This window comes from Jatrophihabitans sp. (assembly GCF_051960575.1).
In the GTDB taxonomy this organism is placed as follows: Bacteria; Actinomycetota; Actinomycetes; order Mycobacteriales; family Jatrophihabitantaceae; genus JBQCEE01.
Window position 1 is genome coordinate 26,607 of the sequence record NZ_JBQCEE010000420.1, and the last position, 24,496, is coordinate 51,102.

Annotated in this window: 35 protein-coding genes and 1 pseudogene; 31 read left to right on the top strand and 5 right to left on the bottom strand. The window is 70.2% G+C overall.

Going from position 1 to position 24,496, the window contains the following annotated elements; genetic code table 11:
• Positions 1–17: 17 nt before the first annotated feature.
• The 3 genes from ACTHMS_RS23380 to ACTHMS_RS23390 all read left to right on the top strand — a co-directional run bounded on the left by ACTHMS_RS23380 (position 18) and on the right by ACTHMS_RS23390 (position 4,308).
• Positions 18–1,547: an aldehyde dehydrogenase family protein gene (locus ACTHMS_RS23380; RefSeq protein WP_440309055.1), complete on the top strand. Its 1,530-nt coding sequence runs from the start codon at positions 18–20 to the stop codon at positions 1,545–1,547.
• On the top strand, positions 1,544–3,391 hold the full coding sequence (locus ACTHMS_RS23385; RefSeq protein WP_440309056.1) for an AMP-dependent synthetase/ligase: 1,848 nt from the start codon (positions 1,544–1,546) through the stop codon (positions 3,389–3,391). The genes ACTHMS_RS23380 and ACTHMS_RS23385 overlap by 4 nt, the downstream gene beginning before the upstream one ends.
• 80 nt (positions 3,392–3,471) lie before the next feature.
• Positions 3,472–4,308 (top strand): SDR family oxidoreductase, encoded by an 837-nt coding sequence (locus tag ACTHMS_RS23390; protein WP_440309057.1) that lies wholly within the window; start codon positions 3,472–3,474, stop codon positions 4,306–4,308.
• 124 nt (positions 4,309–4,432) lie between these two features.
• On the opposite strand, the gene ACTHMS_RS23395 is transcribed toward ACTHMS_RS23390, so the two are convergent.
• A complete protein-coding gene (locus ACTHMS_RS23395; RefSeq protein WP_440309058.1) occupies positions 4,433–5,713 on the bottom strand; it encodes an IS256 family transposase in 1,281 nt (426 codons plus the stop codon).
• A gap of 126 nt (positions 5,714–5,839) precedes the next feature.
• Here ACTHMS_RS23395 and ACTHMS_RS23400 point away from each other — a divergent pair.
• The 3 genes and pseudogenes from ACTHMS_RS23400 to ACTHMS_RS23410 all read left to right on the top strand — a co-directional run.
• A pseudogene (locus ACTHMS_RS23400) lies at positions 5,840–6,622 on the top strand (CpaF family protein); the annotation flags it as partial.
• On the top strand, positions 6,622–7,479 hold the full coding sequence (locus ACTHMS_RS23405; RefSeq protein ID WP_440309059.1) for a type II secretion system F family protein: 858 nt from the start codon (positions 6,622–6,624) through the stop codon (positions 7,477–7,479). The pseudogene ACTHMS_RS23400 and the gene ACTHMS_RS23405, both read left to right, overlap by 1 nt.
• Positions 7,476–8,411, top strand: a complete 936-nt coding sequence (locus ACTHMS_RS23410; protein ID WP_440309060.1) for a type II secretion system F family protein — start codon at positions 7,476–7,478, stop codon at positions 8,409–8,411. The genes ACTHMS_RS23405 and ACTHMS_RS23410 overlap by 4 nt, the downstream gene beginning before the upstream one ends.
• Positions 8,412–8,538: 127 nt before the next feature.
• Here ACTHMS_RS23410 and ACTHMS_RS23415 read toward each other — a convergent pair whose 3' ends face one another.
• The 4 genes from ACTHMS_RS23415 to ACTHMS_RS23430 are packed head-to-tail and all read right to left on the bottom strand — an operon-like array spanning position 8,539 to position 11,495.
• Positions 8,539–9,996, bottom strand: a complete 1,458-nt coding sequence (locus ACTHMS_RS23415) for a recombinase family protein (RefSeq protein WP_440309061.1) — start codon at positions 9,994–9,996, stop codon at positions 8,539–8,541.
• Positions 9,997–9,999: 3 nt separating this feature from the next.
• The gene (locus ACTHMS_RS23420) at positions 10,000–10,587 is read right to left on the bottom strand and encodes a DUF4352 domain-containing protein (protein ID WP_440309062.1); all 588 of its coding nucleotides are present in this window, start codon (positions 10,585–10,587) and stop codon (positions 10,000–10,002) included.
• Complete coding sequence (locus ACTHMS_RS23425; RefSeq protein WP_440309063.1) at positions 10,584–11,015, bottom strand: hypothetical protein; 432 nt, start codon at positions 11,013–11,015, stop codon at positions 10,584–10,586. Before ACTHMS_RS23425 ends, ACTHMS_RS23420 begins: the two co-directional genes overlap by 4 nt.
• 24 nt (positions 11,016–11,039) lie before the next feature.
• Complete coding sequence (locus ACTHMS_RS23430; protein ID WP_440309064.1) at positions 11,040–11,495, bottom strand: hypothetical protein; 456 nt, start codon at positions 11,493–11,495, stop codon at positions 11,040–11,042.
• Positions 11,496–11,694: 199 nt separating this feature from the next.
• Here ACTHMS_RS23430 and ACTHMS_RS23435 point away from each other — a divergent pair, with 199 nt between their 5' ends.
• The 25 genes from ACTHMS_RS23435 (at position 11,695) to ACTHMS_RS23555 (ending at position 24,344) form a co-directional block, all read left to right on the top strand.
• Complete coding sequence (locus ACTHMS_RS23435; RefSeq protein ID WP_440309065.1) at positions 11,695–11,964, top strand: helix-turn-helix transcriptional regulator; 270 nt, start codon at positions 11,695–11,697, stop codon at positions 11,962–11,964.
• On the top strand, positions 11,961–12,146 hold the full coding sequence (locus ACTHMS_RS23440; RefSeq protein ID WP_440309066.1) for a hypothetical protein: 186 nt from the start codon (positions 11,961–11,963) through the stop codon (positions 12,144–12,146). Before ACTHMS_RS23435 ends, ACTHMS_RS23440 begins: the two co-directional genes overlap by 4 nt.
• On the top strand, positions 12,146–12,304 hold the full coding sequence (locus ACTHMS_RS23445; protein ID WP_440309067.1) for a hypothetical protein: 159 nt from the start codon (positions 12,146–12,148) through the stop codon (positions 12,302–12,304). The genes ACTHMS_RS23440 and ACTHMS_RS23445 overlap by 1 nt, the downstream gene beginning before the upstream one ends.
• Before the next feature lie 131 nt (positions 12,305–12,435).
• Positions 12,436–12,810, top strand: coding sequence for a hypothetical protein (locus ACTHMS_RS23450; RefSeq protein WP_440309068.1), 375 nt, complete (start codon positions 12,436–12,438; stop codon positions 12,808–12,810).
• Positions 12,810–13,064: a hypothetical protein gene (locus ACTHMS_RS23455; RefSeq protein ID WP_440309069.1), complete on the top strand. Its 255-nt coding sequence runs from the start codon at positions 12,810–12,812 to the stop codon at positions 13,062–13,064. The genes ACTHMS_RS23450 and ACTHMS_RS23455 overlap by 1 nt, the downstream gene beginning before the upstream one ends.
• Positions 13,061–13,249, top strand: coding sequence for a hypothetical protein (locus ACTHMS_RS23460; RefSeq protein ID WP_440309070.1), 189 nt, complete (start codon positions 13,061–13,063; stop codon positions 13,247–13,249). The genes ACTHMS_RS23455 and ACTHMS_RS23460 overlap by 4 nt, the downstream gene beginning before the upstream one ends.
• On the top strand, positions 13,246–13,497 hold the full coding sequence (locus ACTHMS_RS23465) for a hypothetical protein (protein WP_440309071.1): 252 nt from the start codon (positions 13,246–13,248) through the stop codon (positions 13,495–13,497). Before ACTHMS_RS23460 ends, ACTHMS_RS23465 begins: the two co-directional genes overlap by 4 nt.
• Before the next feature lie 94 nt (positions 13,498–13,591).
• The gene (locus ACTHMS_RS23470) at positions 13,592–14,680 is read left to right on the top strand and encodes a YqaJ viral recombinase family protein (protein WP_440309072.1); all 1,089 of its coding nucleotides are present in this window, start codon (positions 13,592–13,594) and stop codon (positions 14,678–14,680) included.
• Entirely contained in the window at positions 14,677–15,771 is a 1,095-nt protein-coding gene (locus tag ACTHMS_RS23475; protein ID WP_440309073.1) for a recombinase RecT, read from the top strand. Before ACTHMS_RS23470 ends, ACTHMS_RS23475 begins: the two co-directional genes overlap by 4 nt.
• Positions 15,768–16,178 carry a hypothetical protein gene (locus ACTHMS_RS23480; protein ID WP_440309074.1) on the top strand — a complete coding sequence of 137 codons (411 nt, stop codon included), beginning with the start codon at positions 15,768–15,770 and terminating at the stop codon, positions 16,176–16,178. Before ACTHMS_RS23475 ends, ACTHMS_RS23480 begins: the two co-directional genes overlap by 4 nt.
• 2 nt (positions 16,179–16,180) lie before the next feature.
• Positions 16,181–16,621: a hypothetical protein gene (locus ACTHMS_RS23485; protein WP_440309075.1), complete on the top strand. Its 441-nt coding sequence runs from the start codon at positions 16,181–16,183 to the stop codon at positions 16,619–16,621.
• Positions 16,618–17,118, top strand: coding sequence for a RusA family crossover junction endodeoxyribonuclease (locus tag ACTHMS_RS23490; RefSeq protein WP_440309076.1), 501 nt, complete (start codon positions 16,618–16,620; stop codon positions 17,116–17,118). Before ACTHMS_RS23485 ends, ACTHMS_RS23490 begins: the two co-directional genes overlap by 4 nt.
• Positions 17,118–17,426: a hypothetical protein gene (locus ACTHMS_RS23495; RefSeq protein ID WP_440309077.1), complete on the top strand. Its 309-nt coding sequence runs from the start codon at positions 17,118–17,120 to the stop codon at positions 17,424–17,426. Before ACTHMS_RS23490 ends, ACTHMS_RS23495 begins: the two co-directional genes overlap by 1 nt.
• A 213-nt stretch (positions 17,427–17,639) precedes the next feature.
• Positions 17,640–18,032 (top strand): hypothetical protein, encoded by a 393-nt coding sequence (locus ACTHMS_RS23500; protein ID WP_440309078.1) that lies wholly within the window; start codon positions 17,640–17,642, stop codon positions 18,030–18,032.
• Positions 18,029–18,877 (top strand): DUF2303 family protein, encoded by an 849-nt coding sequence (locus ACTHMS_RS23505; protein WP_440309079.1) that lies wholly within the window; start codon positions 18,029–18,031, stop codon positions 18,875–18,877. The genes ACTHMS_RS23500 and ACTHMS_RS23505 overlap by 4 nt, the downstream gene beginning before the upstream one ends.
• Before the next feature lie 92 nt (positions 18,878–18,969).
• Positions 18,970–19,269 (top strand): hypothetical protein, encoded by a 300-nt coding sequence (locus tag ACTHMS_RS23510; protein ID WP_440309080.1) that lies wholly within the window; start codon positions 18,970–18,972, stop codon positions 19,267–19,269.
• A complete protein-coding gene (locus ACTHMS_RS23515) occupies positions 19,266–19,550 on the top strand; it encodes a hypothetical protein (RefSeq protein WP_440309081.1) in 285 nt (94 codons plus the stop codon). The genes ACTHMS_RS23510 and ACTHMS_RS23515 overlap by 4 nt, the downstream gene beginning before the upstream one ends.
• Entirely contained in the window at positions 19,547–19,924 is a 378-nt protein-coding gene (locus tag ACTHMS_RS23520) for a hypothetical protein (RefSeq protein WP_440309082.1), read from the top strand. Before ACTHMS_RS23515 ends, ACTHMS_RS23520 begins: the two co-directional genes overlap by 4 nt.
• Positions 19,921–20,130: a hypothetical protein gene (locus ACTHMS_RS23525; RefSeq protein WP_440309083.1), complete on the top strand. Its 210-nt coding sequence runs from the start codon at positions 19,921–19,923 to the stop codon at positions 20,128–20,130. The genes ACTHMS_RS23520 and ACTHMS_RS23525 overlap by 4 nt, the downstream gene beginning before the upstream one ends.
• Complete coding sequence (locus ACTHMS_RS23530; RefSeq protein WP_440309084.1) at positions 20,130–20,423, top strand: hypothetical protein; 294 nt, start codon at positions 20,130–20,132, stop codon at positions 20,421–20,423. Before ACTHMS_RS23525 ends, ACTHMS_RS23530 begins: the two co-directional genes overlap by 1 nt.
• The gene (locus ACTHMS_RS23535; RefSeq protein WP_440309085.1) at positions 20,423–20,674 is read left to right on the top strand and encodes a hypothetical protein; all 252 of its coding nucleotides are present in this window, start codon (positions 20,423–20,425) and stop codon (positions 20,672–20,674) included. Before ACTHMS_RS23530 ends, ACTHMS_RS23535 begins: the two co-directional genes overlap by 1 nt.
• The gene (locus ACTHMS_RS23540) at positions 20,671–22,662 is read left to right on the top strand and encodes a DNA cytosine methyltransferase (protein WP_440309086.1); all 1,992 of its coding nucleotides are present in this window, start codon (positions 20,671–20,673) and stop codon (positions 22,660–22,662) included. Before ACTHMS_RS23535 ends, ACTHMS_RS23540 begins: the two co-directional genes overlap by 4 nt.
• A gap of 235 nt (positions 22,663–22,897) precedes the next feature.
• A complete protein-coding gene (locus tag ACTHMS_RS23545; protein WP_440309087.1) occupies positions 22,898–23,233 on the top strand; it encodes a DNA N-6-adenine-methyltransferase in 336 nt (111 codons plus the stop codon).
• Positions 23,230–23,679, top strand: a complete 450-nt coding sequence (locus tag ACTHMS_RS23550) for a MazG-like family protein (protein ID WP_440309088.1) — start codon at positions 23,230–23,232, stop codon at positions 23,677–23,679. Before ACTHMS_RS23545 ends, ACTHMS_RS23550 begins: the two co-directional genes overlap by 4 nt.
• Positions 23,676–24,344, top strand: a complete 669-nt coding sequence (locus ACTHMS_RS23555) for a molecular chaperone DnaJ (protein WP_440309089.1) — start codon at positions 23,676–23,678, stop codon at positions 24,342–24,344. Before ACTHMS_RS23550 ends, ACTHMS_RS23555 begins: the two co-directional genes overlap by 4 nt.
• Positions 24,345–24,496: the final 152 nt, after the last annotated feature.

Here is a 24,496-nt window from a genome sequence, read left to right on the forward strand (position 1 = left end):
CGAACCGGAGACACCCAGTGACGACCCTCGTCGCGCCCAACTCCTTGCCGGTGCGAAACCCCGCCGACAACCACTTGCTGGCAACGCTGGCCGTCGACGACGCGACGGAGGTCGCCGCCGCGGCCGCGCACCTGCGCCGCGCGCAGACCGAGTGGTCCGAATCCGGCCCGCGAGCCCGGGCGGACTGGCTGCGGCGCTGGCGCACCTGGATCCTCGACCATACTGACGAGCTGACAGACCTGCTTCGGGCCGAGACCGGCAAAGTGAGACCGGACGCGGTGGTGGAGACGATCGCCTCGTGCGAGTTCATCAGCCACTACGCCGACCACGCGGCCAAATACCTCGCTGCCGAGTCCGTGAAACCCGCGGGGCCGTTGAGCCTGCCGAAGCGGCTCTACACGCGATACAGCCCCTACCCGCTGGTCGGGATCATCACGCCGTGGAACTTCCCGATCACGCTGTTCTTGATGGACGCCGCTCCCGCGTTGGCGGCAGGGTGCGCCGTGCTCGCCAAGCCTTCGGAGGAGACGCCGCTGGCCTGCGGCCGGCTCATCGACGGCTGGAAGGAGATCGGCGCGCCGCCGGTGCTGACCCAGGTCGTCGGCCGCGGTGACACCGGTGCTGCCGTCGTCGAAGCCGCCGATTTCGTGCAGTTCACCGGGTCGACCGCGACCGGCCGCCGAATCGGGATGCGCTGCGCCGAATTGCTCAAGCCCTACAGCCTTGAGCTCGGCGGCAAAGACGCCGCCATCGTCCTGGACGACGCCGACCTCGACCGCGCCGTCAACGGCATCACCTGGGGCGGTCTGTTCAACTCCGGCCAGGTGTGCATCTCCGTGGAGCGGGTCTACGTCGCCGCACCCGTCTACGACGAGTTCGTGCACCGCCTCACCGCAAAGGTCCGCAGCCTGAGCCAGGGAACCGCGGACGGCGACGACGTCGGCGCGATGGTCACCGCGAACCAGGTCGACATCGCCGATCGCCACGTCACCGACGCGATCGCCTGCGGCGCGCGTGTCCTCGTCGGCGGGACCCGCAGCATCACCGGCAACTTCTTCGCTCCCACCGTGCTTGTCGACGTCGACCACACGATGGCCTGCATGACTGAGGAAACCTTCGGCCCGACGATCCCGGTCATGAAGGTCGCCGACGAAGACGAGGCGGTCAGCCTGGCCAACGACTGCGATTACGCGCTCTCAGCGACCGTCTGGACCCGCGACCACGCCCGCGGACAACGGGTCGCCGCCCGGCTGGAAGCGGGCGCGGTCAACGTCAACGACGTCTTCAGCAATCTGTTCGCGACCACGCTGCCGCACAACGGATGGAAGCAGTCCGGCGTCGGTGCGCGGCTCGGCGGCGCGTACGGGCTGCGCAAGTATTGCCGTGTCCAGGCCGTCACCGTGCCGCGAATCCCGACGCTGCGCAGCGAACTCACCTGGTATCCGTACTCGCCGCGCCGCACGGCCGTGACGCGATGGGTACTGCGTGCGGTCGCCAGTCGCGGCGTTGCGGCCCGCCTGGGGCTGCGAGGGACGGGGCCGCGATGAGCGCGACGATAACGTCCGAGCCACAGGTTCAGCGCGGAGCGGCGATCGACTTGACGTCGATGCCGGTCAACGCGGCCGTGCAGTTTCTCGACCGGGTCGCGCTCGGAGGCGACCACGAGGCGTTCCGTTACCCGCGCGGCGAACGGTGGGAGTCGATCAGCTGGCGGCAGGTCGGTGCGCAGGTTCGCGACCTGGCCGCAGGACTGCTCGCCCTCGGCCTGCAGCCCGAGCAGCGGGTCGGGATCGTCTCCGCCACCCGCTACGAGTGGATCGTGGCCGACCTCGCGGTCGTGTGCGCCGCCGGCGCGACCACCACCGTCTACCCGAACACCACCGCCGAAGACACCGGGTTCATTCTTGGCGACAGTGCGTGCCGGGTCGTCTTCGTCGAGGACGCGCATCAGCTCGCGAAGATCCGACAGCGCCGGCACCAGCTGCCGCAGCTGGCGACTGTCGTGGCCTTCGACCCGGTGATAGCCGATGGAGCGGATGTGCTCTCCCTCGATGAGCTGGCCGCTCTCGGCGCGGCATTCAGGGACGATCACCCCGACATCGTCGACCGGACGGCGAACGCGATCCGAGCCGACCAGCTGGCCACCCTGATCTACACCTCCGGTACGACGGGCCGGCCCAAGGGCGTCCGGACCCTGCATCGCGCCTGGGTGTTCGAAGGCGAAGCGGTCCGAGCGCAGGCGATGCTCGACGAGACCGATCTGCAGTACCTGTGGCTGCCGCTGTCGCACGCCTTCGGCAGGGCCCTGCTGTCGGCGCAGATGGCCTGCGGATTCGCGACCGCCGTGGACGGGCGGGTCGATAAGATCATGGACAACCTGGCGATCGTGCAGCCCACCTTCATGGGCGCGGCACCGCGCATCTTCGAAAAGGCCTACGCACGGGTGACGACCGGTACCGCCGCCGAGTCGCGAGCCAAGCAGGCTCTGCTCTCCGTCGCCTTCGGCGTCGGGGGGCGAGCCGCCCAGCGCAGACGCGACGCACGTCCCATCCCGCCGCACCTGGCGATCGCCCATCGGCTTTTCGACAGGCTCGTCTATCGCATAATCCGCGACCGCTTCGGCGGGCGCATCCGCTTCTTCATCTCCGGCGCGGCAGCGCTCAACGCCGATATCGCCACGTGGTTCGACGCGGCCGGCCTGGTCATTCTCGAGGGCTACGGGATGACCGAGGACGCCGCGGGCGCCACGATCAACCGGCTCGACGACTACCGCATCGGTACCGTCGGCAGGCCCTTGCCCGGCACCGAGGTCCGCGTCGCCGCCGACGGGGAGGTGCAGATCAAGGGCCCGCACGTGATGGACGGCTACCACAACCTGCCCGACGCCACCGCTGCGGCGATAACGGCAGACGGGTGGCTACGCACAGGCGACCAGGGTGAGTTCGTCGACGGCTACCTGAAGATCACCGGCCGTCTCAAGGAGCTGTTCAAGACCTCGGGCGGTAAATACGTCGCCGCGCCCGCGATCGAAGCCAAGTTCAAAGCGCTGTGCCCGTATGCCAGCCAATTCGTTGTCTTCGGCGCCGAGCGCAAGTTCGTCGTCGCGCTCATCACGCTCGACCCCGACGTGATCACCGACTGGGCCCGCACCACCGGCCTCACCGGGCGGACATACGCCGACATCGTGGCCGATCCCGCCACCCTGGAGATGGTCGGGCTGCACGTCGACCGACTCAACGCACAGCTCAACCGCTGGGAAACGATCAAGAAATGGCGACTTTTAGACCACGATCTGACGGTCGAGTCCGGGGAGCTCACCCCTTCGATGAAAGTGAAGCGGTCCGCGGTCGAAACCATGCACCGCGCGGCCATCGACGACCTCTACCAGTGACCCGCAATCGACCGGGATGGTGCCTGGCCGCGACTGCACGACCACCGCAACCAACAACGAACGTCTTCGACGGAGAGCACATGAAAACCGGCACCGCATCAACCGGAAGCAAGGTCGTCGCCATCACCGGCGCCGCCCGCGGCATCGGCTACCAGACAGCGAAAGAACTCCTCCGTCGCGGCCACCGCGTCGCCATCGGCGACATCGACGAACAGCAACTGAAGGTCGCCGCCCACGAACTCGGCATCACCTGCGCCTGCGCCCTCGACGTCACCCAACCAGACTCCATCAGCGCCTTCTTCGACCTCGTCGAAGCCGGCCTCGGCCCGCTCGATGTCGTCATCAACAACGCCGGCATCATGCCCACCGGTCACACCCACGAAGAGACCGACGCGATTACCCGGCGCCAGGTCGAGATCAACCTGCTCGGCGTCATCTTCGGCACCAAACTTGCTCTGCACCGCATGCTGCCTCGACGCACCGGCCACATCATCAACACTGCGTCTCTCGCCGGCGAACTGCCCGTCCCAGGCCTCGCGACCTACTGCGGAACCAAATTCGCCGTCATCGGATTCACCGAAGCGGCCAGGCGGGAGTACAGAAAATCCGGAATCCAACTGTCCTCCGTACGGCCCACGTTCACCAACACCGAGCTGGTTGCCGGCACCGCCGGCGCCAAAGGCATCCGCAACGCCGAACCCGAAGAGATCGCCGCCGCCATCGCAGAGCTCATCGAACGCCCCAAGCCCTTCGTACGCGTCACCCGAGTCGCCGGGGGCCTCGCCGCCGCCATGAAATTCGTTCCCACACGGCTCGCCGCCACTCTCGGATCAACCCTCGGCGCCGACACCGTCTTCCTCGACGACATCGACACGGCCGCCCGGAAGAATTACCTCGCCCGGATATCAACCCACTGACAACGACGCGCAGGACGAGGGACTGTGTGACCACCATCAGCGACCGCCACCACCAAGCGCCTACACGAGCGATGTGGCGGCCGTAGCGGGTCTATCTCGCTAACGGTGTTTCCGGCGGTGTTCATCAGTAGGTTTCGGCGGCCGGGAATCGGTCGGCGAAGGTGATCGCGAACGCGTTGAGCGCTGGCTTCCACCGCATGGTCCATCGTGCCCGGCCCTGCCCGGTCGGGTCCAGTGATCGGGTCACGAGGTAGAGACATTTCAACGCGGCCAGCTCGTTCGGGAAGTGGCCGCCGGCCTTGATCGCGCGCCGGTAGCGGGCGTTGAGCGACTCGATTGCGTTGGTGCTGCAGATGACGCGCCGGATCTCGACGTCGTAGTCGAGGAACGGGATGAACTCGGCCCAGGCGTTGTCCCAGAGCCTCACGACGGCTGGGTAGCGGGGACCCCACTTCTCGGCCAGGTCGTCGAACGCCGTCCTCGCCGCGGTGGCGTTGACGGCGGTGTAGATCGGCTTCAGATCACGCTTGATCTCGTCCCAGTACTTGCGGCTGGTGAGCCGGAAGGTGTTGCGGATCAGATGAATGATGCAGGTCTGCACGATCGCCTGCGGCCAGACGTTGGACACCACCTCGGGCAGCCCCTTGAGGCCGTCGCAGACGACGAAGAAGCTGTCCTTGACGCCGCGGTTCTTCAGATCCGTCAGCACCGCCATCCAGAACTTCGCACCCTCACCGCCAGTGCCGGCCCAGAGCCCGAGGATGTCGCGTTCGCCGGCCAGCGTGACCCCGATGGCCGCGTAGAACGGCCGGTTCGCGACCTGCCCGTCGCGGACCTTGACCACGATCGCGTCGATGAAGATCGCCGCGTAGATCTCGTCCAACGGGCGGGCGGCCCAGTCGGTCATCTCCTCGAGCACCTTGTCGGTGATCCGACTGATCGTCTCCTTGCTGACCGAGGCACCGTAGATCTCAGCGAAGTGCGCGCTGATCTCACCGGTGGTCAGGCCCTTGGCATAGAGCGAGAGCACGACCTCGTCGACCCCGTTCAGGCGCCGTTGCCGCTTCTTCACGATCTGTGGCTCGAACGTGCCGGCCCGGTCGCGCGGCACCTCGATCTCGACGTGGCCGCTCGCCTCTGTGAGCACGGTCTTGGCTCGGGTGCCGTTGCGGATGTTGCCCGTCCCGGCGCCGGCCGGGTCGTGCTTCTCATAGCCCAGGTGCTCGGTCATCTCCTCGTTCAACGAGGTCTCGAGCACCGTCTTCGTGAGCTGTTTGAGCAGTCCGTCCGGGCCGGTCAAGGACAGGCCCTGTTCCTTGGCCAGCCGGACGAGCTCGGCCGCAGCCTGCGCCTCGGCCGACGGTTCAGCCTTCTTCTTCGCCACATCGTTCAGTGTCGTCGTCATCAGACGCCAACCCTTCCCGCCGAGCTCCCGCTCGGCGCGTCAGGCCGGAAACACCGTTAGTCGGACAGTCCCGCCGTAGCGTTCGTGGCGGTCGGTAGGGGCTGGATCACTCGTGTATTTGGAATGGCGGTCAACATCCGCAAGTTCGCGGTGAACCTGCGCTCGCTCGACGACCTCGTGCGCGCGGGCTCGCTGACCGAGCAGGCGGCGCACTTCCTGGAAGCGGCCGTCGTGGCCGGGCTGAACGTCCTCGTGGCGGGCGGCACCCAGGCCGGCAAGACGACGCTGCTCAACGCGTTGTGCGGCGCCATCCCCGGACGCGAGCGGGTGATCACGGTCGAGGAGGTCTTCGAGCTCTCGCTGTCCTCGCCGGACGTCGTGGCGATGCAGACGCGTCAGGCGAACCTCGAGGGCACCGGCGAGATCGCGTTGCGGCGTCTGGTCAAGGAGGCGCTGCGCATGCGCCCGTCGCGCATCATCGTCGGCGAGGTGCGGCAGGAGGAGTGCCTCGACCTGCTCATCGCGTTGAACAGCGGCCTGCCCGGCATGTGCACGCTGCACGCCAACTCGGCGCGCGAGGCGCTGGTGAAGATGTGCACGCTGCCGCTGCTCGCCGGCGAGAACGTGTCGGCGGCCTTCGTCGTGCCGACGGTCGCGAGCAGCGTCGACGTCGTCGTGCATCTGGCCATGGACGCGAGCGGGCAGCGCCGGGTGCGCGAGATCGTCGGCGTCACCGGCCGGGTCGAGGGCGACGTGATCGAGACCAGCGAGTTGTTCGCCCTGCGCGGCGGCCGGCTCGAGCGCGGCGACGGCTTCCCGCCGCGGGCCGACCGGTTCGAGGCGGCCGGCATCGACGTGCGTCGCGCGCTCGGTCACCGTTCCGAGCGCTGGCTGCCCGAGGTGTCGTGATGGGGGTGCTGCTCGGTCTCATGCTCGGCGGCGGGGTGCTGCTGATCTGGCGCAGCGGCCCGCGGGCGCCGCAGCGCTCGTCGTCCGGGCCGTCGTGGGTGCAGCGCCGCAACGACGTGCTGCGGCAGGCGGGCATCGACGGTGTCGGTCCGGTGCAGGTGATCGGCGCGCAGGTTCTCTGCGCGCTGGTCGCCGCGGTACTGGTGCTGGGCCTGACGCGCACGGTGACCGTCGCGGCGGTCTTCGGTCTGTTCGGCGCGGCGCTGCCCGAGGTGATCGTCCGGCGGCTGCGCCGGCGGCGACAGACGGCGCTGCGAGAGCTGTGGCCCGAGGCCATCGACCATCTCGCGTCCGCGGTGCGCGCCGGGCTGTCGCTGCCGGAGGGGTTGTCCGCGCTCGCGGTACGTGGCCCGGCCGAACTCCGACCGCCGTTCGCGCGCTTCGGTGCGGCGTACCGCGCCAGCGGCCGCTTCGGCGAGTGCCTCGACGCGCTGAAGGACGACCTCGCCGACCCGGTCGGCGACCGGGTGTGCGAGACGATTCGTGTCGCGCGTGAGGTCGGCGGCAGCGACCTCGGCACCGTGCTGCGCACCCTGTCCGAGCTGCTGCGCGCCGACGCACGAACCCGCGCCGAGCTCGAGACCCGGCAGGGGTGGGTGGTGAACGCGGCCCGGCTCGCCGTCGCCGCACCGTGGGTCGTGTTGCTGTTGCTCGGCACGCAGTCGGCGACGCTGCACGCGTACGACAGTGCCGGCGGCACCGTCATGCTCGCCGTCGGCGCGGTCGTCTGCGCCGTCGCCTACCGCATCATGCTGCGCATCGGACGGCTGCCGGAGGACCGGCGGGTGCTGCGGTGATCATCGGTGCACTCCTCGGGCTGCTCGCCGCAACAGGTGTTGTGCTCATCGTGCGGGCCGCCCCGCCGATGCGGCCGATCCGGTTGAGCGAGCGGATGGCGCCGTACCTCGCCGACACCCCTGCGCCGTCGCGGCTCCTCAGTCGTCCCGACGCGACGTCGGCGCCGTTCACGGTGGCCCGGCGGCTCTTCGGTCCCGCGCTCGGCGAACTGGTCGGGCGGGTCGACCAGCTGCTCGGCGGCGCGGCGTCGGTACGCCGGCGGCTGGCCGGTCTCGGGACCGGGATGACGCTCGAGGAGTTCCGCATCGAGCAGGTGCTGTGGGGAGCCGGCGGCGCCCTCGCCTCGGCGTTGGCGGTGGTGCTGGGCGGGCTCGCGTCCGGCCGGGTGAACGTCGTGCTCGCCGTGCTGCTCGGGCTCGGTGGCCTCGTCGGTGGTCTGCTCGCCCGCGACTGGTACCTGAGCCGGCAGCTCGCGCAGCGCGAGGCGGCGATGCTCGCCGAGTTTCCCGTCGTCGCCGACCTGCTCGCCCTGTCGGTGCTCGCCGGCGAGTCGCCGCTCGACGCGCTGCAGCGGGTCTGCCGGCTGACCCGCGGGGAGCTGGCGCGAGACCTCGAGCGGGCGCTCGGCCGGGCGCGGTCGGGCGTGCCGATCGCCCGGGCGCTCACCGACCTGGCCGAGACGACGACGCTCGATCCGTTCGCCCGCTTCCTGCAGGGCGTCGTCGTCGCGCTCGAGCGCGGCACCCCGCTCGCCGAGGTGCTGCGCGCGCAGGCCGTCGACGTCCGCGAGATCGGCAAGCGCGCCCTGCTCGAAGCGGGCGGCCGCAAGGAGATCTCGATGATGGCGCCGGTCGTCTTCCTCGTGCTGCCCGTGACCGTGCTCTTCGCCCTCTACCCGGGTCTGCTGACCCTCACCTCGTTGTCCCGCTAGAAGGAGAACCCCATGCACCTGCTCTACGCCTGGCTGATGAGCCGGATCGACCAACGGTCACCCGACCGGGAACGCGGTGACGTTCCCGGCTGGGTCATGGTGACGGTCGTGACTGGTACCTCTTGCCCTACCAGGCCGGGACCAAAGTGATCGTGGCTTTCGGTCGGCCTGGCGTGACTTCGACCCGTGCGAGGAGCTTCCTCACGAAAGCGCGTTTCTCGGCGGTCGTCAACGCTTCGACGTCCCAGTCCTTGACGAGGACGGCCGCGATCGGGCCGGCGTCGACTCGCTGAACCGCGACGAGCGCCCGGTCGTGCTGGCCACGGAGTCGGCGCTGCTCGGCGAGGATCTGGTCGCGTGCGGCCTCGTAGACCGACTCCGGGACGATGCGGCGGGCAAGTTGCACCGACAGGGTCACGAGCTGCTGCTCGAGGTCGCTGATCTCGCGGGCGAGCGCGTCGGCGTCTCGCTTGATCGACGACGCGGGTGTGACCTGCCCTGTTGTCTCGTCGACCTCGTCGGCGACGTCTTGCAGCCACGCGCGGACGGCGTCTTCGACGACGCGCATGGTCACGTACCCGCCGGGGTGGCGCCGTTCGGCGTGGGCGGCGATGCACCGGAACTTCGCGACGTGGCCGTTGCCGAACTGGCCACCGCCCATGCTGGATCCGCAGGGCTGGCCGTCGACGTCGACCATGCACCGCACCATTCCGGAGAGGAGGTACTGGGACCGCTCTGAGCGGCGCAGTGTGCGTCGGGCTGCCCGCGCGACTTGGTAGGCGGCCCATGTCCTCTCGTCGATGACCGGCTCGTGCGCACCCGGGATGTGCTCGCCTGCGACAGTGAGCAGCCCGGCGCCGAATCCGGAGTCGAGGACGCGCCGCAACGTCCGTTGCGTCCACGCACCGGGGCCGCTGGTCGAGTAGCCGGGCGCGGTGCGGATCCCTTCGCGGTTGAGCCACTCGACGAGCGCGTAGGCCGACTCCCCGGCGATGTACCTGCGGTACAGCGCGGCGAGCACCGACCCGGTGTCCGGTGAGGGGCGGTGCTTGCCGTCGGTGTAGTCGTAGCCGAACCGTGGTTTCCCGTTTGCCGGCAGCCCTGCTCGTGTGCGGCGCGCGTGGACGTCTCGCCACACTGAGCCGATCTCCTCGGCCCGGTAGGCGGCCATCTCGCCGAGCATGCCGCGGGCGAACCGGCCGGATGCGGTCGTCGTGTCGATCGGTTCGGTCGCGGACTCGATCGCTCCGCCTGCGACATCGACCCGGTCGAGCGCGACGTTCCACCGCAGCCGGTTTCGGGCGGTGCGGTCGAACCGCCACACCACGATGACGTCGACGTCGCCGGCCTCGACTTGGCCGACTGCCTGGTCGAGCTTCGCCCACCACGGCGACCTGCGGCGGCTGCCGGATTCGTCGATCCCTTCGATGCGCCCGACGAGCTGGTAGCCGCGTCGGGTGCAGTGGTCGGTGATCGCTGTCCACTGGATCTCCGGGCTGACCATCTCGTCGCGCTCTTTCGAGACGCGGACGACGCCGAGCGCACGACGGGGCGATTCGGTGACAGGGCGAAGACGAGCGGGCATCGGTCAGCCCGCGGACCACGTGTGCAGAGGCGAACCCAGGGGGTCGTTAAGCGAGACCGAAGCGATCTTCTGGCCGCGGGGGACGTTGAACGCGATCAGGCCGCGGATCCGCCGGCCAGCGGTGAGCGTGGTGTCCGTAAGTTCGCCGTCGTAGTCGCCGAGCGCGGTCTGATAGGTGTCGCCGGCCGCGTTCTGGGCGCTGAAGAACGTTGGGTTGACGTCGAACTTGCCGGAGGCGCCGACGATCGTCACCTCGTAGCCGACCAGGTGTTCGTGAGGGGCGGCGAGAACGCTCGGCTTCACGACCGCGGGAAGCACAGTGACCTGCGCCGCGGTGTCCGAGCCATCGCTGCCGGTCGACTTCACCGTGACCGTCGAGCCCGTTCCGACAGAGGTGTCGTTCGGTGTCGAGGGGGCGGCCGCGTTCGATGACGGTTGAACATTCAGCTGCGGGACGCCGGATATGGTGGCCGCTCCGTTCGGTCCGACGGTTTCCGTGACGGTCTTGGTCACCGTCGTCGTCACCGTGCTGCCGGCCGTGCAACCTGCAACGGCCAAGACCGCTCCGCAAGCCGCGATGAGCAACTTCATGCTGCTTCCCTTCGTTGTTCGATGATCAGCCACTCCTGCTCGGTGAGGCTCTTGATGCGGTCCATGAGGAGCGGGAACGTCACCCATAGCTCGGTCGCCGCTCGGTGCATGTCGTAGACCGCGAGAGCGTCGGCAAGCCGGTGAATGTCGGGTAGCAGCCAGCGGGCGGTCGCGGTGATGACGCGCTGCTCGATGGATGCCTTCAACGTCTGGCAGGGCGCTCCTCGGTCGAGGTGCTCGCACTCGTGGGTGATGGCTACGCGCCGTTCGACCTGGGTTAGTCGGGAGTGGAGCAGAACGTCGATTGGCCGGCCGTCGCGCCAGCGGGTAAGCGCCCAGATGTCGCCGAGGTCGGCGAACTTGATGGGAATGTCGGGCCAGTCGCGGGCGAACCGCTTCCAGGGGTCGGGGTACACGCGGCGGATCATGCGGGTGAGGTCAGACAATTTCCGCTACGGCTGGTCGTCGGTGGTGGTGCCCGGGGGCTGATCGGGCCGGTACGCGGCGATGACCATGTCTGCATCTGCCTGTGCCTGCTCGACGGCTTCGTTGGCCTCGATGAACGCGTTGACCACGGCGAGGACTGCCTTGCGCTGGTCGCCCGTGAGTTCGGTTGCGCGTTCGGGGAGCTTGAACGGCGCGAGTGAGCGAATGCCGGCCAGCTCGTCGACGACCCGGCGAGGCACACCGGCGAGCTTTGCGAGCCGTTCCCGCTTCTCCTCGGTGAAGCGGTGGAGGTACTGGTTGCGGCGGAGGTTGTTGATGACGGTGTAGGAGAGTGCAAGGTCGAGTTCCTCGGATCGGCGGGCGAGCGCGCGACCGCTGTCGACCTGCTGTTTCTCCATGGCGAGGTCGACGACCTCCGCCAGGCTCTGCGGCCGGAGCGGTCTCACGTTGGCCATGCTCACCGCCCACCTTTCACTTGAGCCATGACGGCGCGCGGGAGCGCCGACAACCTGACCCGCTTGCAGCCTCCGAATGGTGGCACGCACACCGCTTGTCAAGTTGACAAGTACTGATGTACGGTGTGCACATCACTTGTCAAATCACATGGGGGAGAGCAAGATGGGACGCCGCAGGCCGAAGCCGTACGAGAGGGTCCGGTGGATGAAGGTCCGAGAGCACGGGGTAGCGGTGCAGCGGTGGCGCAAGCGGCGTGGTCTCACGCAGCGCGAACTCGCGTTCCTCGTCAAGAAGTCGCAGACCACCATCTACCTGATCGAGTCCGGTCAGCTGATCACGATCAGCGAGCCCCTCGCGTTGGAGATCGCCCGCCGGCTCGACGTGCCCTGGGAGGAACTGTTCGAACTCCGCGAGTCCTCTCGTGGCGCCGCCGTGACAAACGGTGGGCACATCGCCGCTCGGGCAACAGCATGAAGACGCTCGCGCCCACCAGTCGTGTCGACGCGATCCGTCACCTCGCGATGCTCGCCGACCTCGCGGCATCGCTGGTCGAGCCCGGCATGGACGCCGACGCCGACGCGATCCGCCGCCAGTTCCGCTGCGACCTCCACGCCCTCGGCGTCACCAGCGACGAACTCGACCGGGCGGGTGCGTGATGCCGTCCCGTGAGGAGTGCATCGCCGCCGCTGCCGAGGTGTACCGGGCGATCTTGTCCGACCCGGAGCGGGCCGCGCAGATCCGTGCCCGGCGGGCCGAGGCGGAAGCGGTCGAGCGGGCCAGCGAGCAGCAGGAGACGCCGGCGAAGTCGGCGTGACACAGACCGCCTGGGCGGCTCCGCGGGGGAGCGGCCCAGGCACCAGCAACACCCACAACACAAGGCAAGGGCAGCCGGGCTGGTTTGGCGACCAGTGGGCCCGACTGCCCTAGACGAAGGGAAGTGTAGTGATGACAGTGACGATCCCGCGCTGGTTGCGGGCGGATGACGTCGACGTCGACCGGGTCCTGATCGCGGCGTGGCTCCTCGACTCGGGCGAGCAGGAGGCCGCGGTCGGCATCGCCGCCTCGGCGGTCGCGATGCAGGGGCACCGCGTGGACCGGCAGGTCATCGAGGTGAAGCTCCGCGGCGTCGCCGAGCACCTCGCCGACTACGTCGAGTGCGAGGCCGACCCGCGGACGTGGGGGAAGGTCGTCTGCGAGATCGACGGCGACGGCGACTGGCGGGCGTGGGGCGAGGCGCACTGCGAGCAGATCCTCGCCGACGCGGTCGTGGACGCCGAGGCGATCCTGCTGCTCGGGCGCCGCCTGTCGGTGGTGGCTTGATGAGCATGGATGTCTCGTTCCGGCCGGACGCCGCCACGAGGTTTCACGCACGCGGCTACATCTACGAGTCCACCGGCGACTTGTACGCGACTGTGCGCACCGGCGAGATCGACATCGCAGTCACGTCCGAGAACTTCAAGCACCTGATCCGGCTCCGCGACGCCATCGACATCGCGCTCGCGCAGGCCCACCACGCGCAGCAGGATGCTGACCTCGCCGACCTGGCGCAGCAGCCCGTGCAGGCGGCGTCATGACCGCGCAGCAGCAGTGGGTCGTCACCGCGGTTTGGTCCGACTCGGCGCCGACGGTCTACGGCCCGTTCCCGACCTCCGACCAGGCCGAGGTGTGGGCGGCGGGCAGTGTCGCGCGGCTCGTCGCCTGCGTCGAGTACCGCGTCGAGACGCTGATCTCGCCGACCCGGAAGCCGGTGCAGCCGTGACCGCGGTCCGGGTGCGGTTCTGCGACGTCAACGGGCACGCCGGGTCTTACCCGACCGGTCAGTGCTGGTCGTGCGGCGCGATGCCGCTGATTCCGTTGCCGCCGCAGACGCCGGAGCAGATCGCCGCGGCCGCCGCTCAAGCGCTGCGCCGCGGCCGGATCCTCGCCGAGCGCGGCTACCGGCCGGCATCGAAGGACGAGGCCGCGGCCGACCGAGCCGCCGACCGCGCCGCATGGGGTGACGACTGATGCGCCCCTTCGACTGGTCTATCGCCGGCGTCCTGTTCGCGACCGTCGTCCTGTCGATCGCGTGGACCTGCGTCATCGAGAAGTGGGGCAAGCGGTGACCGGCCTCAACACCCGCGTCGAGCGGATCGAGGTGGCCGGCCGCGGCGGGCGGCTGGTGCGGCGGCACGTCGTGCACTGCCGCTGCGGCTGGACGTCGGAGCCGCGGACGTCGGCGAAGCTGGCCGAGCAGCGCTCGGCGACGCACGAGGCCGAGTTCTGCCCCACCCCGGGCCCGGTCCGTGTCGGCGTGTTCGAGCACGGATCGCCGGAGTGGCACGCCGCCCGCGCCTCGCGGCTCGGCGGCAGCGAGGTCGCCGCGGTCGTCGGCCTATCGCCATGGGAGTCGCGGTTCTCGCTGTGGCACCGCAAGTCGGGGCTGTTCGTCGAGGACCGCGACAACGACGAGATGCGCGCCGGCCGCGAGTTCGAGGCGATCATCGCGGCCCGGTTCGCCGCGAACCACCCGGACTGGACCGTGCAGACCGGTGTCGGGACGTGGGTGCACCGTGACCGGCCGTGGCAGCTGTCCAACCCGGACGGGCTGATCCGGAAGGCGGACGGACGGCTGGCGCTGCTCGAGGTGAAGTTCGCCCTGCAGGACTGGCAGTGGGGTGAGCCCGGGACGGCGGACGTGCCGGTCTACTACGACTGCCAGGCCCAGTGGTACGCCGACGTGTTCGGCGTCGACGAGGTGCACTTCGCGGTGTTCTTCGGCGGGTCGGCTCGTCACCGCGAGTACCTCGTCCCGGCGAAGGCCGACGACCAGGCGTTCCTGCGCGAGCAGGGCGCCGCGTTCCTCGCGGACGTCGCCGCAGGTGTCCGTCCGGACATCGACGGCCACGACTCCACCTACGAGATCGTCAAGGCTCTGTCGCCCGGAATCGACCCGATCAGCGTGCAGGTGCCGGAGCCGCTCGCGCGGGCGTACTGCGAAGCGAGGCACGACCTCGCCCGCGCCGAGCTGGTGGCGAAGGAGCAGACCGCCCGGCTCGCCGACCACATGGGCACCGCCCAGTACGCGCAGTACGGCGAGCGGCGGATCGCTCGACGCCAGTCCAAGGGCGGCGGCACGCCGTACCTCGTCGCCGAGCGGGCTCTCCCGTTCGACGCACCCGACATCGAAGTCCTTCAGGAGGCATCGTGACCAGCATCAGGGACGCCGCGCAGGCCCGCGGCACCACCACCAGCAGCAACGGTGGCGGCGCGCAGCAGCCGCCGTCGGCGGCCGGTGGCCAACAGCCGGGCACCGACGTGGCGAAGCGAGACAACTCCGCGCGCGGCCTGATCGAGCAGTACAGCAGCGACTTCGCGACCGTGCTCCCGTCGCACATCAAGCCCGCGACGTGGGTGCGGGTCGCTCAGGGCGCGCTGAAGAAAGGCAAGAAGGTCCGCGTCAAGGCGCCCTCCGGCGAGTGGGTCGAGCGGTTCGAGCTCGAAGTCGCGGCGCAGAACAACCCGGCCGCGTTCCTGTCGGCGCTGCTCGACGCCGCCCGGCAGGGCCTCGAACCGGGCACGGACCAGTACTACCTGACGCCGCGGAAGGTGAAGGGCGAACTCGAGATCCTCGGCGTCCGCGGATACCAGGGCGAGATCGAGATGATGTACCGCGCCGGCGCGGTCGCCTCGGTGATCGTCGAGGTCGTCCGCGAACGCGACACGTTCGTGTGGACGCCTGGCCGGGTCGACCCGCAGCGCCGGTGGGAAGGGCCGCAGGAGCGCCCGTTCCACGAGGTCGACTGGTTCGCCGACGACCGCGGCGGGCTGCGTGGTGTCTACGCGTACGCGGTGATGAAGTCGGGGTCGACGTCGAAGGTCGTCGTGCTGAACCGCAAGCAGGTCGAGGCTGCCCGCGACGTCTCGCCCGGCTCGCAGTCGGAGTACTCGCCGTGGGTGAAGTGGGAAGAGGCGATGTGGCTGAAGACCGCCGCCCACCACCTGCACAAGTGGGTGCCGACCAGCGCCGAGTACCTCGAGACGATGGCGCGCGCCGCAGGCACGGCGGCGGGTGCCGCGCAGGCTGAGCGGGCCCGGGCGCTCGGTGTCGCGTCGCCGCCGCTGCGCTCCGAGGTGGAGCTGGGTGCGAACCCGAACTACAACGGCGACCAGGTGTTCGACGCCGAGATCGTCGATGAGGCCGACGTCCCGCCGCCGGGCGTGGATCCGCAGTCGGGGGAGATGGTCGACCCGCGCGAGCCGGACGACCAGTTCTTCGCCGACCTCGAGGCTGGCCGGTGAAGACCCTCGCCGACGTCGCCGCAGCGTTCGAGGACCTGACCGCTGCTGGCAAGTCGGCGAATGAGGCGATGGCCGCGCTCGCGAAGACGATCCGCGAGTCGATCCCGGCGATCGGGGCGTGCCGCCGCTGCGGGTCGCCGTTCCTCCGCGCGCTGACCGCGCCGGGCGTCGTGCTGTGCCGCACCTGCAAGTACATCCACCTCGGCTTCCGCCCGGCTGACGACTGCCCCACCGACGGCCCGGTGCTGGTCGTGTCGCCGCCACAGGCGGACGGCAGCGTCGTGGTGCAGCGTGTGCTGCCGGATCGGGTGCTGTGCTCGTCCGTCGCGGCGCCACGCGAACGAGTGGTCGAGGTGCCGCGCAAGGTCATCAACGTACCGCCGACGATGCCGCGGACGTGGGTCTGATCATGCCCGGTGCGTTCCTGCGGTGCGTCTCCTGCGGTCGGGAGGTGTTCCACGGCGAGGACTACTTCGACGACCAGCCCATCGAGGACTGGTGGAAGTCGAAGGGGGAGCGGTGCACCCCGTGCCGGCAGCAGCGCCGGGCACGCGGCCAGCGGCGCCCGGCCCGGGCGGCGCGGTCGTCCCGGTCGCTGGTGCTGCCGCGGCCGGGATCGCGACGCCGGCAGGTGTTCGACGTGGCCCGGGTCGCCGAAGGCCGCGGGGTGACGGTCGAGGACCTGTGCGGGGCGCTCGGCCGCGCGTACGGCGAGGTGCAGCCCGACGTCGAAGCGCTCGAACGCAGCGGCCTGCTGGTCGCGGCAGGGCGGCGCCGAGGCCCGTCGGGTGTGGGGCAGGGCGTGTGGGTTGCGGCGATGTACGCCGACCAGATCGGAGTGGAGCGGTGACTGGTGTCGTGGCTGCGCCGTCGCAGTACTGCGCCGCCCAGATGGCGACGCTGGTCGGGCGGCTGTACGTGGAGGCGCTGGGTGAGCCGAAGCCGCAGGGGTCGAAGCGGCACGTCGGCGGCAGTCGGATGGTCGAGTCGTCGAAGGCGTTGAAGCCGTGGCGCACGCACGTGCAGTCGTGCTTCGAGGACGCGCTTGACCGCGCCGGGATCGTCGACGCGATCGACGGCCCGCTGGCGGTCGAGGTGACGTTCACGATGCGGAAGCCGGCGTCGGCGCCGAAGCGTCGGCGGACGTGGCCGATCGCCCGCCCGGACGTCGACAAGCTCGTCCGTGCCGTGCTCGACGCCGGTCAGGCTGCGGGCGCATACCGGGATGACGCACAGGTCGTGCGGCTCGTCGTCGACAAGGTCTTCCCCCGCGAGACGTTCGACGCGTCCGGCGCTCCGGGTGTGCGGGTGCGGCTGTACCAGGTCGTGGACGCGAAGGACGCGTGATGGCGGCGACCGAGATGGTGCGGTTCACCGCACGGTGCGCATGCGGGCACGACGCGCTGTGGGTCGGGCGGCCGCTCGGCGGTAACGCGTCCGGCACCCGGTACGAGATCGAGTGCGCGCGCTGTGACGGCTGGACGATGACCGCGCAAGTACAGCGGTGGGCCGCGCGCCCGATCCCGGTCGACGGTGTGCCGCCGCTGACCGAGGTCGCGGCCGACCAGTCGTCGCTGTTCGAGCGGGAGTGGGCGCGGAACCCGCTGTGGCAGCTGATCCGAGCTGGCGTCGACCGCCTCACCGGGGCGGCGTGACATGCCGGGCCTGGACTACAAGAACGCGGTCGGTGCCGGGACGCGGGTGTTCGCGTCGCGCCGGTTCTACGACGGCACGACCGGCCGGGAGCTCACATCGTGCCCGCGGTGCGGGGGCGACGCCGACGCGATGTTCGGCGACCACGGCGGGGACTGCCCGCCGCAACAGATGTCCGGGCGCGACCAGCGCGTGCCGGCCGAAGGAGAGAGGTAGTGGTGCCGGTGGCCGAGAGCCCACCCACGCAGGAGGACGAGGTGCAGACGCGCCCGTTCGCCGACGTGCTGCAGGCGTTGCAGCGCGGCAAGACCCACCGGGAGCTGTCGTCGTCGCTGCAGGCGTTGACGTCCGCGGTGGTCGACACGCACCGGAAGGGGACGCTGACGCTGAAGCTGACCCTGTCGATCAACAAGGCGGGCATGATCGAGGTCGACGACGCGGTCAGTCTGGTGCTGCCGAAGCAGGACCGGACGACGTCGCTGTTCTTCCCCGACAAGGACCGCAACCTCGTCCGTGACGACCCGAACCAGCTGGCCCTGCCGGTCGGCCCGGTCCGGCTCGCCGATGAACCCACGCCCGCCGCGGCCAAGGTGGTCGGTGCCGAATGAGCGAGTACCGCACCGACGGCGAAGTGATCGCCGACCTCGCCGACCGCGCCGCCGCCCGCGAGGTGATCGAGCTCGTCGAGGACCGCGTCATCGGGTTCGTGCTTGAGCACGGGCAGCACCTCGAGAAGGTCGACTTCGAGCAGTACGCCGACCAGCCGTCGATCAAGCGGGGGACCGTGCTGGTCACCGACGCGGGATCGCTGATCGAGTACACGAAGCGGCACCGGCACGCGAAAGGCACCACCCTGTGGGGCGACCTCGACAAGGGCCGCGTCATCGCCGTGCTCGACGACCACATGATCGGCGACGCGTCCGCCATGGGCGCAGGGTGGGCCGAGCACCGCGCGGTCCTCACGCTGACCGAGACGCCGGACTGGAAGCACTGGGCCGGCGCCGACGGGAAGCTGATGAGCCAGGCCTCGTTCGCCGAGTTCATCGAGGACGGCGCGACCGCGATCATCAAGCCGGCCGCGGCCGAGATGCTGGAGATCGCGCAGACGTTCCACGCGAAGACCGGTGTCGACTTCAAGTCCTCGACCCGCCTGTCGTCCGGTGAGACGCAGCTGCGGTACGAGGAGTCGACGAACGCGACGGCCGGGAAGGCCGGGACGATCGACATCCCGTCGGTCTTCACCCTCGGCCTCGAGCCGTTCGACGGGTCGCCGCGGTACGAGCTGGTGGCCCGGTTCCGGTACCGGATCGTCAACGGGCAGTTGGCGCTCGGCTACAAGCTGCAGCGCCCCGACCTGGTGCGCAAGCAGGCGTTCGCCGACATCACCGCCGAGATCTCCACCGCCACCGAGCTGCCGGTTCTCGCCGGCACGCCCCGGGCCGCAGGCCGCTGACACCTGCTCCGGGTCGCTGATCCACCCGCTCCTCACAGGACGGGGGCGGGTGGGTCGGCGTGCCGGACCAGAGACACGAGAAGGAGTGCCCGATGGGCATGGCTGAACTGCTCGACGCTGTCCGTGAGGTGCAGGCAGTCGACTGGGACTCGCTGACACCGTGCTGCGAGGTCATGCACGACCCCGCCCGCCGAGTCCGCTGCGACCGGCCGGCAGCGTGGATCCTGCGGACCCGCTGCCACTGCGGCATCTCCGAGATCACACTGCTGTGCGACCCGTGCATGGAGAAGGTCCGGCGCCGCCAGATGCGGTTCACCTGCGACGGGTGCGGGTGTGTCAACGCGCAGGTCCACAACGAAGCGCAGCCGCTCGTCCCGCTCGGTGTCTCATGAGCACGATCAACGTGAGGCTCGCGGACTGCCCGACCGACGTTCTCGTGTACCTGGTCGACCACGGACCAGCCACGTTCGACGCGGTCGTCGCGGCGGTCGCGCCGGCGGACGCGGTCGCGCCTCGCGGGAAGGTGTCGTCCGCGCTGTCGCTGCTCGTCGACATGGGTTGCGTCCGTCCGGACCGGCAGCGCGGCCGAGCGCAGGGGATGCCGAGGCTGTGGCGCGCCACCCCGGACGGCTGCTCGATGGTCGCGCTCGCCCGAGAAGGGCAGCCGTCATGACCGACGACATCGTGACGCGGGCACGAAGGTTCCAAGGGGGGATCGCTGCCGCTGATCACTTGATCGCCGACCTGGCCGACGAGGTCGAGCGGCGGATCGCGGATGTCGAGGACCTGCACCGGCTCGTCGACAAGCAGGCCAAGCTGCTCACGGGCGCGGTGAACGCCCTTCGCGGTACCCCGCCGCCGCTGACCCTGTGGTCGCACCACGACGTCGGCGAGCACGCGACCGCGATGCGGGCCCGCGCCGAACTGGCCGAGCAGCGTCTCGCCGCCGTCGCGCGGATCCTCGCGCACTCGCGGCTCGTGTCGCCGTCGGAGTCGATGACCGTCTACGTGACCGAGGTCCAGGCCGCGCTGGACGGTGCCCCGTGACCGGGATCTGGGTCGCGCACTTCGTCGGCCGCTGCGGCGACTGCGACGGCGTCGTGCACATCGGCGACGAATGCCGGTGGCTCGACCGGGCCGGGAACTACGCCCACGCCGTCTGCCCCGACGCACCCGACCAGGCCGCCGACGCCGCGGCGCTCAAGTCGCCGCGCTGCGCCGAGTGCGGCACCAACCACCCGAGGGAGTGCTGATGGCCCGCGACCTGCTGCGGAAAGCCGGCGTGTACCTCGGCCTCGTCGACCCCGAACCGTCGCCCCGGCTCCTGCCCTATGAAGACGACCGTCTCGCCGACACAGCCGAGCGCACCTTCCTCCGGTCGACCGTCGACGCCCTCGAAGCGCGCGCGAGCAAGGCCGAGGCGGCGATCGCCCGCGTTCTCGACGAGTGCGACGCCATCGACCGCCGTTGGCGGCAAGCCGGTATCGCGTCACCCGGCCTGATCGACACGTGGCGGATCCGTCGAGCAATCCAGGGCGACGCCTGATGGCCGTAATCGAAGGACGCCAGCACGCCGACGGCACCCTCGCCGTCGGGTTCAGCTCGGACGGCGCATGCGGGCACTGCAGCGCACGCGGCGTCGCCCTGGCCCCGTCCGCGTTCGGCGTGTTCTGCCTGGCCTGCTGCCGCTGGCCCGCCTGGTGGGGCCCTGCGCCTGTCGCGTCGGTCGAGCTGCTGCTCCAAGCGACCAGCGCCGCCCTCACCCACACACCCGACCCCGGAAGGAGCAGCACATGAGCGCGACCACCGCGCGAAGGAAGAAGCGCGGCGCCGCCGAGCACCGCCCGGCCGTCCGGAAGCGGCGGTTCAAGCACGACGACCTGATCGCCGGCGACCTGTTCTCCGGATTCGGCGGCCTCACCCGCGGCATCGAGCGCGCCGGGTTCACCACGATCGTCGCCGCCAACCACAACGAGTACAAGGTCCAGGTCCACGAGGCGAACCACCCGCACGCCGAGCACTGGATCGCCGACCTCGTCGACCCCGAGTCCGCCGACTACCACTCCGCCCGCGACCTCCCCCCGGTCGACCTGCTCGCCGCCGGCGTCTCCTGCGTCAACCACTCGCAGGCCAACACGCAGAAGGCGTACGAGCAGCGGGTATCGCTGTTCGACCTCGAGGACCCAGACTTCGAGGCCCGCGTCACCAGGTCAGAGCGGGACCGCGCAACCGCGAACTGCGTCCTGCACTACGCCGCCGAGCACCACCCCCGGCTGATCCTCGTCGAGTGCACGACCGAGCTCACCTCGTGGGGACCGGCGCTCGTCACGAACCCGAAGATCGGCGACGGCACCACCTACCGGTGGTGGATCGGCGAGTTCGGAAAGCTCGGCTACCGGCACCGCGTGCTCTACCTGAACTCGATGTTCTTCGGCGTGCCGCAGTCCCGCGACCGGCTCTACATCGCGTTCTGGGACCGCATGCTCCCCGCGCCGGATCTCGACCACCGGCCGCACTCGTGGTGCTCGCGCTGCTCGACCGTCGTCGAGGCGGTGTGGACGTGGAAGACCGGCGTCCCACCGTCGGGGTCGGTCCGCTACGGCAAGCAGTACTGCTACCGGTGCCCGTCGTGCAGGTCGGAGGTGATCCCGTCAGCGACGCCGTCGCTGCACGCCCTCGACCTGTCGAACCTCGGCACCCGCATCGGCGACAAGCCGCTGAAGCCGTTCTACGACAAGAAGACCAAGGCGTACCTCGGCGACTTCCCGATGGCGCCCGCGACGCTCGCCAGGGCCGAGCGCTGCCGTCAGCGGTTCGCCGACTTCCCCGCCGTTCTGATGCCGGCGAAGGCCGACCACGGGTCGGAGCGGCACCTGCTGCAGCCGATGGCCACGCAGACGTCGCAGCAGGAGGCCGCGCTCCTCACGACGGGCACGGTGCTGCCCGCGCACCGCCACAACGGCGACGGGCAGCACATCACCCGGCCGATGGACACGGTCACGTCGGTTCACGAGAAGGCCGTCCTGCTCGCGGTCGACAACTACCAGGGCGCACCGCGGTCGGCGGCCGAGGCGCTGCCGACGCAGGGCGGCTCGGAGACGCTCGGGCTGCTGACGGCGCGGGTGATCCCGAACCGCACGAACGGCACCAGTCGCAGCCTCGGCGAACCGATGGAGACGCTCGTCGGCAACGCCGGCTCCGGTGGCCTCGGCGTCCTGTCGACGGGTGTGGTGCCGTTCCGGCAGAACACCCTGCCGACCACGCACGGCGAAGCGATGCCGACCGTCACCTCCGACCAGATCCCCGGCCTGCTCACCGCCGCCGGAACACTTCGACTCAATGGGCCCCAAGGGTCGGAGACTGCGCCCCATCCAGTCTCGGACCCACTCGGCACAGTCGTCGGAGCGGGCGTGACGCAGAGCCTGCTGTTCTCCGGCTGGTACAAGCAGAACGGCTCGTCGCCCGACGACACCGCCCCCCACCCGGTCACCGATCCGCTCGGCGCGCTCACATCGCGGGACACCACCGCGCTGCTGACGGCCGAGTGGCGCGCCGCCCTCGCCGACCTGCCCCTCGAGGACTGCTACTTCCGGATGATGGCCGCCCACGAGGTCGGCCGCGGCTGCGGGTTCGACGTCGACTTCGGCGACCACAAGGGCGACTTCATCGTCTGGGGCTCCGCGCGAGACCAGGTCGATGGGTTCGGCAACGCCGTTTCGCCGCCCGTCGGGGAGTGGATCGGAGCCCGGCTCCGGGCGATTGTGCACGGCGAGGCCGTCGCGTGAGCCTCGTCCGGTTCCAGGCACAGAACCACCCGCAGCAGGTCAAGGGCCGGCCGCATCGGTCCGGCAACGACCGGCGGTGGGCGTCGACCGACGAGACCGACGACCGCGCCATCACCGACGAGGACTGGGCGCCGCTCCACGACCGGTGGCAGTTCACCGTCGACGCCGCCGCAGCCCCGCACAACGCGAAACTGCCCCGGTTCTGGACGCGCGAGGACGACGCACTGTCAAGGTCATGGGGGGGGAGACCGTCTGGTGCAACCCGCCGTACAGCGACATCGAACCTTGGGTCGCGAAGGCCTGGGACGAGCACCCCGCCACCGGCGGCATCGTCATGCTGCTGCCCGCCAACCGCACCGAGCAGGGCTGGTGGCAGCGCCTCGTCGAGCCGTTCCGCGACCAGCCCGGCTCGCCGCTCACCGTCACGTTCCTCCGCGGCCGTATGCGGTTCCTCCGCCCCGGTCAGTCGGCGATCGGCCCGAACGAGCGGCCGCCGTTCGGCTGCTGCTTGCTCGTCTGGCACCCGCCCATCCGCCCCACTCGGCAGCTCATGATCGGAGCAACCCCATGACCACCGTCCCGACCGACGCCGATCTCCTCGTCGCGCTGTCGATGTGGATCGACGACGGCAACGCGCACCGCGGCACGGAGGCCCGCACATGGGGCCGGCTCGCCAAGGTGGCCGAGGAGTGCGGCGAGGTCATCCAGGCCTACATCGGCGCGACCGGTCAGAACCCGCGCAAGGGCGTCACCAACGACACCAGCCTCGTCGTGAAGGAGCTGCTCGACGTCGCCCTGACCGCCCTCGCCGCGGTCGAACACCTCGACGGTCACCGCGGCAACGCCATGGACGCCCTCGCGAGCCACATCGATTGGGTAGCCGCGCGCGCCGGCCTCGTCGACGGCTGCCCGGGCGACGACGGGTGCCCGGGCGCGGAGTGCGAGCGCTGCAGCTCCGGCCGCTTCGTGCTCATGTGCGCGGACTGCCGCTCGTACGCAATGGAGGACGCCCGATGACGGCGCGCTACACCGTCCGGCCGATCAGCGACCGCACCTGGTTCCGGCCGCCGGAGCAGCGGATCTACTCGCCGTTCTCGGCGTCGTGGGGCGAGACACTCGGCGACCTGATCCGCGAGGTCTACGCGCTGCAGGAGCAGGGCATGCCTGATCCCGTCGTCGAGGTCGACGTCCGCGAGCGCGACATCCGTGTCGACGGCGAGCTGCGCGCCGACGCCAAGGCCTCGTCACCGGCCGTCGTGGTCGCCTTCGAGTCGATCCACGGCCCGCTCCTGTACCGCTGCGACCGGTACGTGCGCGGGCCGGTCGACCGGCACCGGCGCCTCGCCGACTGGCAGCACAACGTCCGCGCGATCGCGAAGACGCTCAAGGCGCTGCGCGCGGTCGACCGGTACGGCGCCACCCGCCGCGCCGAGCAGTACCAAGGGTTCCGCGCGCTCCCTGCTGGGTCCGGCGCCGCGCCGTCCGGCATGACGGACGAGATGGCCGCCGCCGTGCTGCTCAAGGAGGCAGGCGTCGAGGAGTTCGGCGAGAACGGCGGCATCGCCGGAGTCTTGCGCCGAGCGAAGGCGCACGCGCACCCCGACCGCAACAACGGCGACCGGTCCCGGTGGGACGCCGTCGAGCAGGCCGAACAGGTACTTCGCCGGGCGGGCCGACTGTGATCCCCGCAGAGGCGCCGGTGCGCGGCCCACCAGGACGGACGAGGGCCCGGACAGCCCCAATTGCCCTTACCCCGTAGCAGCACGGTTCAAACCCGACACCGCACCCAGGAAGGCGCCCCGGCCTTGACTCCGCCACCATCAACACCCGCCCC

Bases quoted from the DNA above. Each gene is read 5' to 3' on its own strand.
- ACTHMS_RS23435 (WP_440309065.1), top strand. From the start codon at position 11,695: ATGAAGGTCCGAGAGCACGGGGTAGCGGTGCAGCGGTGGCGCAAGCGG.
- ACTHMS_RS23535 (WP_440309085.1), top strand. From the start codon at position 20,423: ATGGCCGTAATCGAAGGACGCCAGCACGCCGACGGCACCCTCGCCGTC.
- ACTHMS_RS23420 (WP_440309062.1), bottom strand. From the start codon at position 10,587: ATGAAGTTGCTCATCGCGGCTTGCGGAGCGGTCTTGGCCGTTGCAGGT.
- ACTHMS_RS23505 (WP_440309079.1), top strand. From the start codon at position 18,029: ATGAGCGAGTACCGCACCGACGGCGAAGTGATCGCCGACCTCGCCGAC.
- ACTHMS_RS23540 (WP_440309086.1), top strand. From the start codon at position 20,671: ATGAGCGCGACCACCGCGCGAAGGAAGAAGCGCGGCGCCGCCGAGCAC.
- ACTHMS_RS23450 (WP_440309068.1), top strand. From the start codon at position 12,436: ATGACAGTGACGATCCCGCGCTGGTTGCGGGCGGATGACGTCGACGTC.
- ACTHMS_RS23545 (WP_440309087.1), top strand. From the start codon at position 22,898: ATGGGGGGGGAGACCGTCTGGTGCAACCCGCCGTACAGCGACATCGAA.
- ACTHMS_RS23405 (WP_440309059.1), top strand. From the start codon at position 6,622: ATGGGGGTGCTGCTCGGTCTCATGCTCGGCGGCGGGGTGCTGCTGATC.
- ACTHMS_RS23550 (WP_440309088.1), top strand. From the start codon at position 23,230: ATGACCACCGTCCCGACCGACGCCGATCTCCTCGTCGCGCTGTCGATG.
- ACTHMS_RS23390 (WP_440309057.1), top strand. From the start codon at position 3,472: ATGAAAACCGGCACCGCATCAACCGGAAGCAAGGTCGTCGCCATCACC.
- ACTHMS_RS23455 (WP_440309069.1), top strand. From the start codon at position 12,810: ATGAGCATGGATGTCTCGTTCCGGCCGGACGCCGCCACGAGGTTTCAC.
- ACTHMS_RS23395 (WP_440309058.1), bottom strand. From the start codon at position 5,713: ATGACGACGACACTGAACGATGTGGCGAAGAAGAAGGCTGAACCGTCG.
- ACTHMS_RS23425 (WP_440309063.1), bottom strand. From the start codon at position 11,015: ATGATCCGCCGCGTGTACCCCGACCCCTGGAAGCGGTTCGCCCGCGAC.
- ACTHMS_RS23485 (WP_440309075.1), top strand. From the start codon at position 16,181: ATGCCCGGTGCGTTCCTGCGGTGCGTCTCCTGCGGTCGGGAGGTGTTC.
- ACTHMS_RS23515 (WP_440309081.1), top strand. From the start codon at position 19,266: ATGAGCACGATCAACGTGAGGCTCGCGGACTGCCCGACCGACGTTCTC.
- ACTHMS_RS23440 (WP_440309066.1), top strand. From the start codon at position 11,961: ATGAAGACGCTCGCGCCCACCAGTCGTGTCGACGCGATCCGTCACCTC.
- ACTHMS_RS23460 (WP_440309070.1), top strand. From the start codon at position 13,061: ATGACCGCGCAGCAGCAGTGGGTCGTCACCGCGGTTTGGTCCGACTCG.
- ACTHMS_RS23555 (WP_440309089.1), top strand. From the start codon at position 23,676: ATGACGGCGCGCTACACCGTCCGGCCGATCAGCGACCGCACCTGGTTC.
- ACTHMS_RS23445 (WP_440309067.1), top strand. From the start codon at position 12,146: ATGCCGTCCCGTGAGGAGTGCATCGCCGCCGCTGCCGAGGTGTACCGG.
- ACTHMS_RS23415 (WP_440309061.1), bottom strand. From the start codon at position 9,996: ATGCCCGCTCGTCTTCGCCCTGTCACCGAATCGCCCCGTCGTGCGCTC.
- ACTHMS_RS23495 (WP_440309077.1), top strand. From the start codon at position 17,118: ATGGCGGCGACCGAGATGGTGCGGTTCACCGCACGGTGCGCATGCGGG.
- ACTHMS_RS23530 (WP_440309084.1), top strand. From the start codon at position 20,130: ATGGCCCGCGACCTGCTGCGGAAAGCCGGCGTGTACCTCGGCCTCGTC.
- ACTHMS_RS23385 (WP_440309056.1), top strand. From the start codon at position 1,544: ATGAGCGCGACGATAACGTCCGAGCCACAGGTTCAGCGCGGAGCGGCG.
- ACTHMS_RS23520 (WP_440309082.1), top strand. From the start codon at position 19,547: ATGACCGACGACATCGTGACGCGGGCACGAAGGTTCCAAGGGGGGATC.
- ACTHMS_RS23510 (WP_440309080.1), top strand. From the start codon at position 18,970: ATGGGCATGGCTGAACTGCTCGACGCTGTCCGTGAGGTGCAGGCAGTC.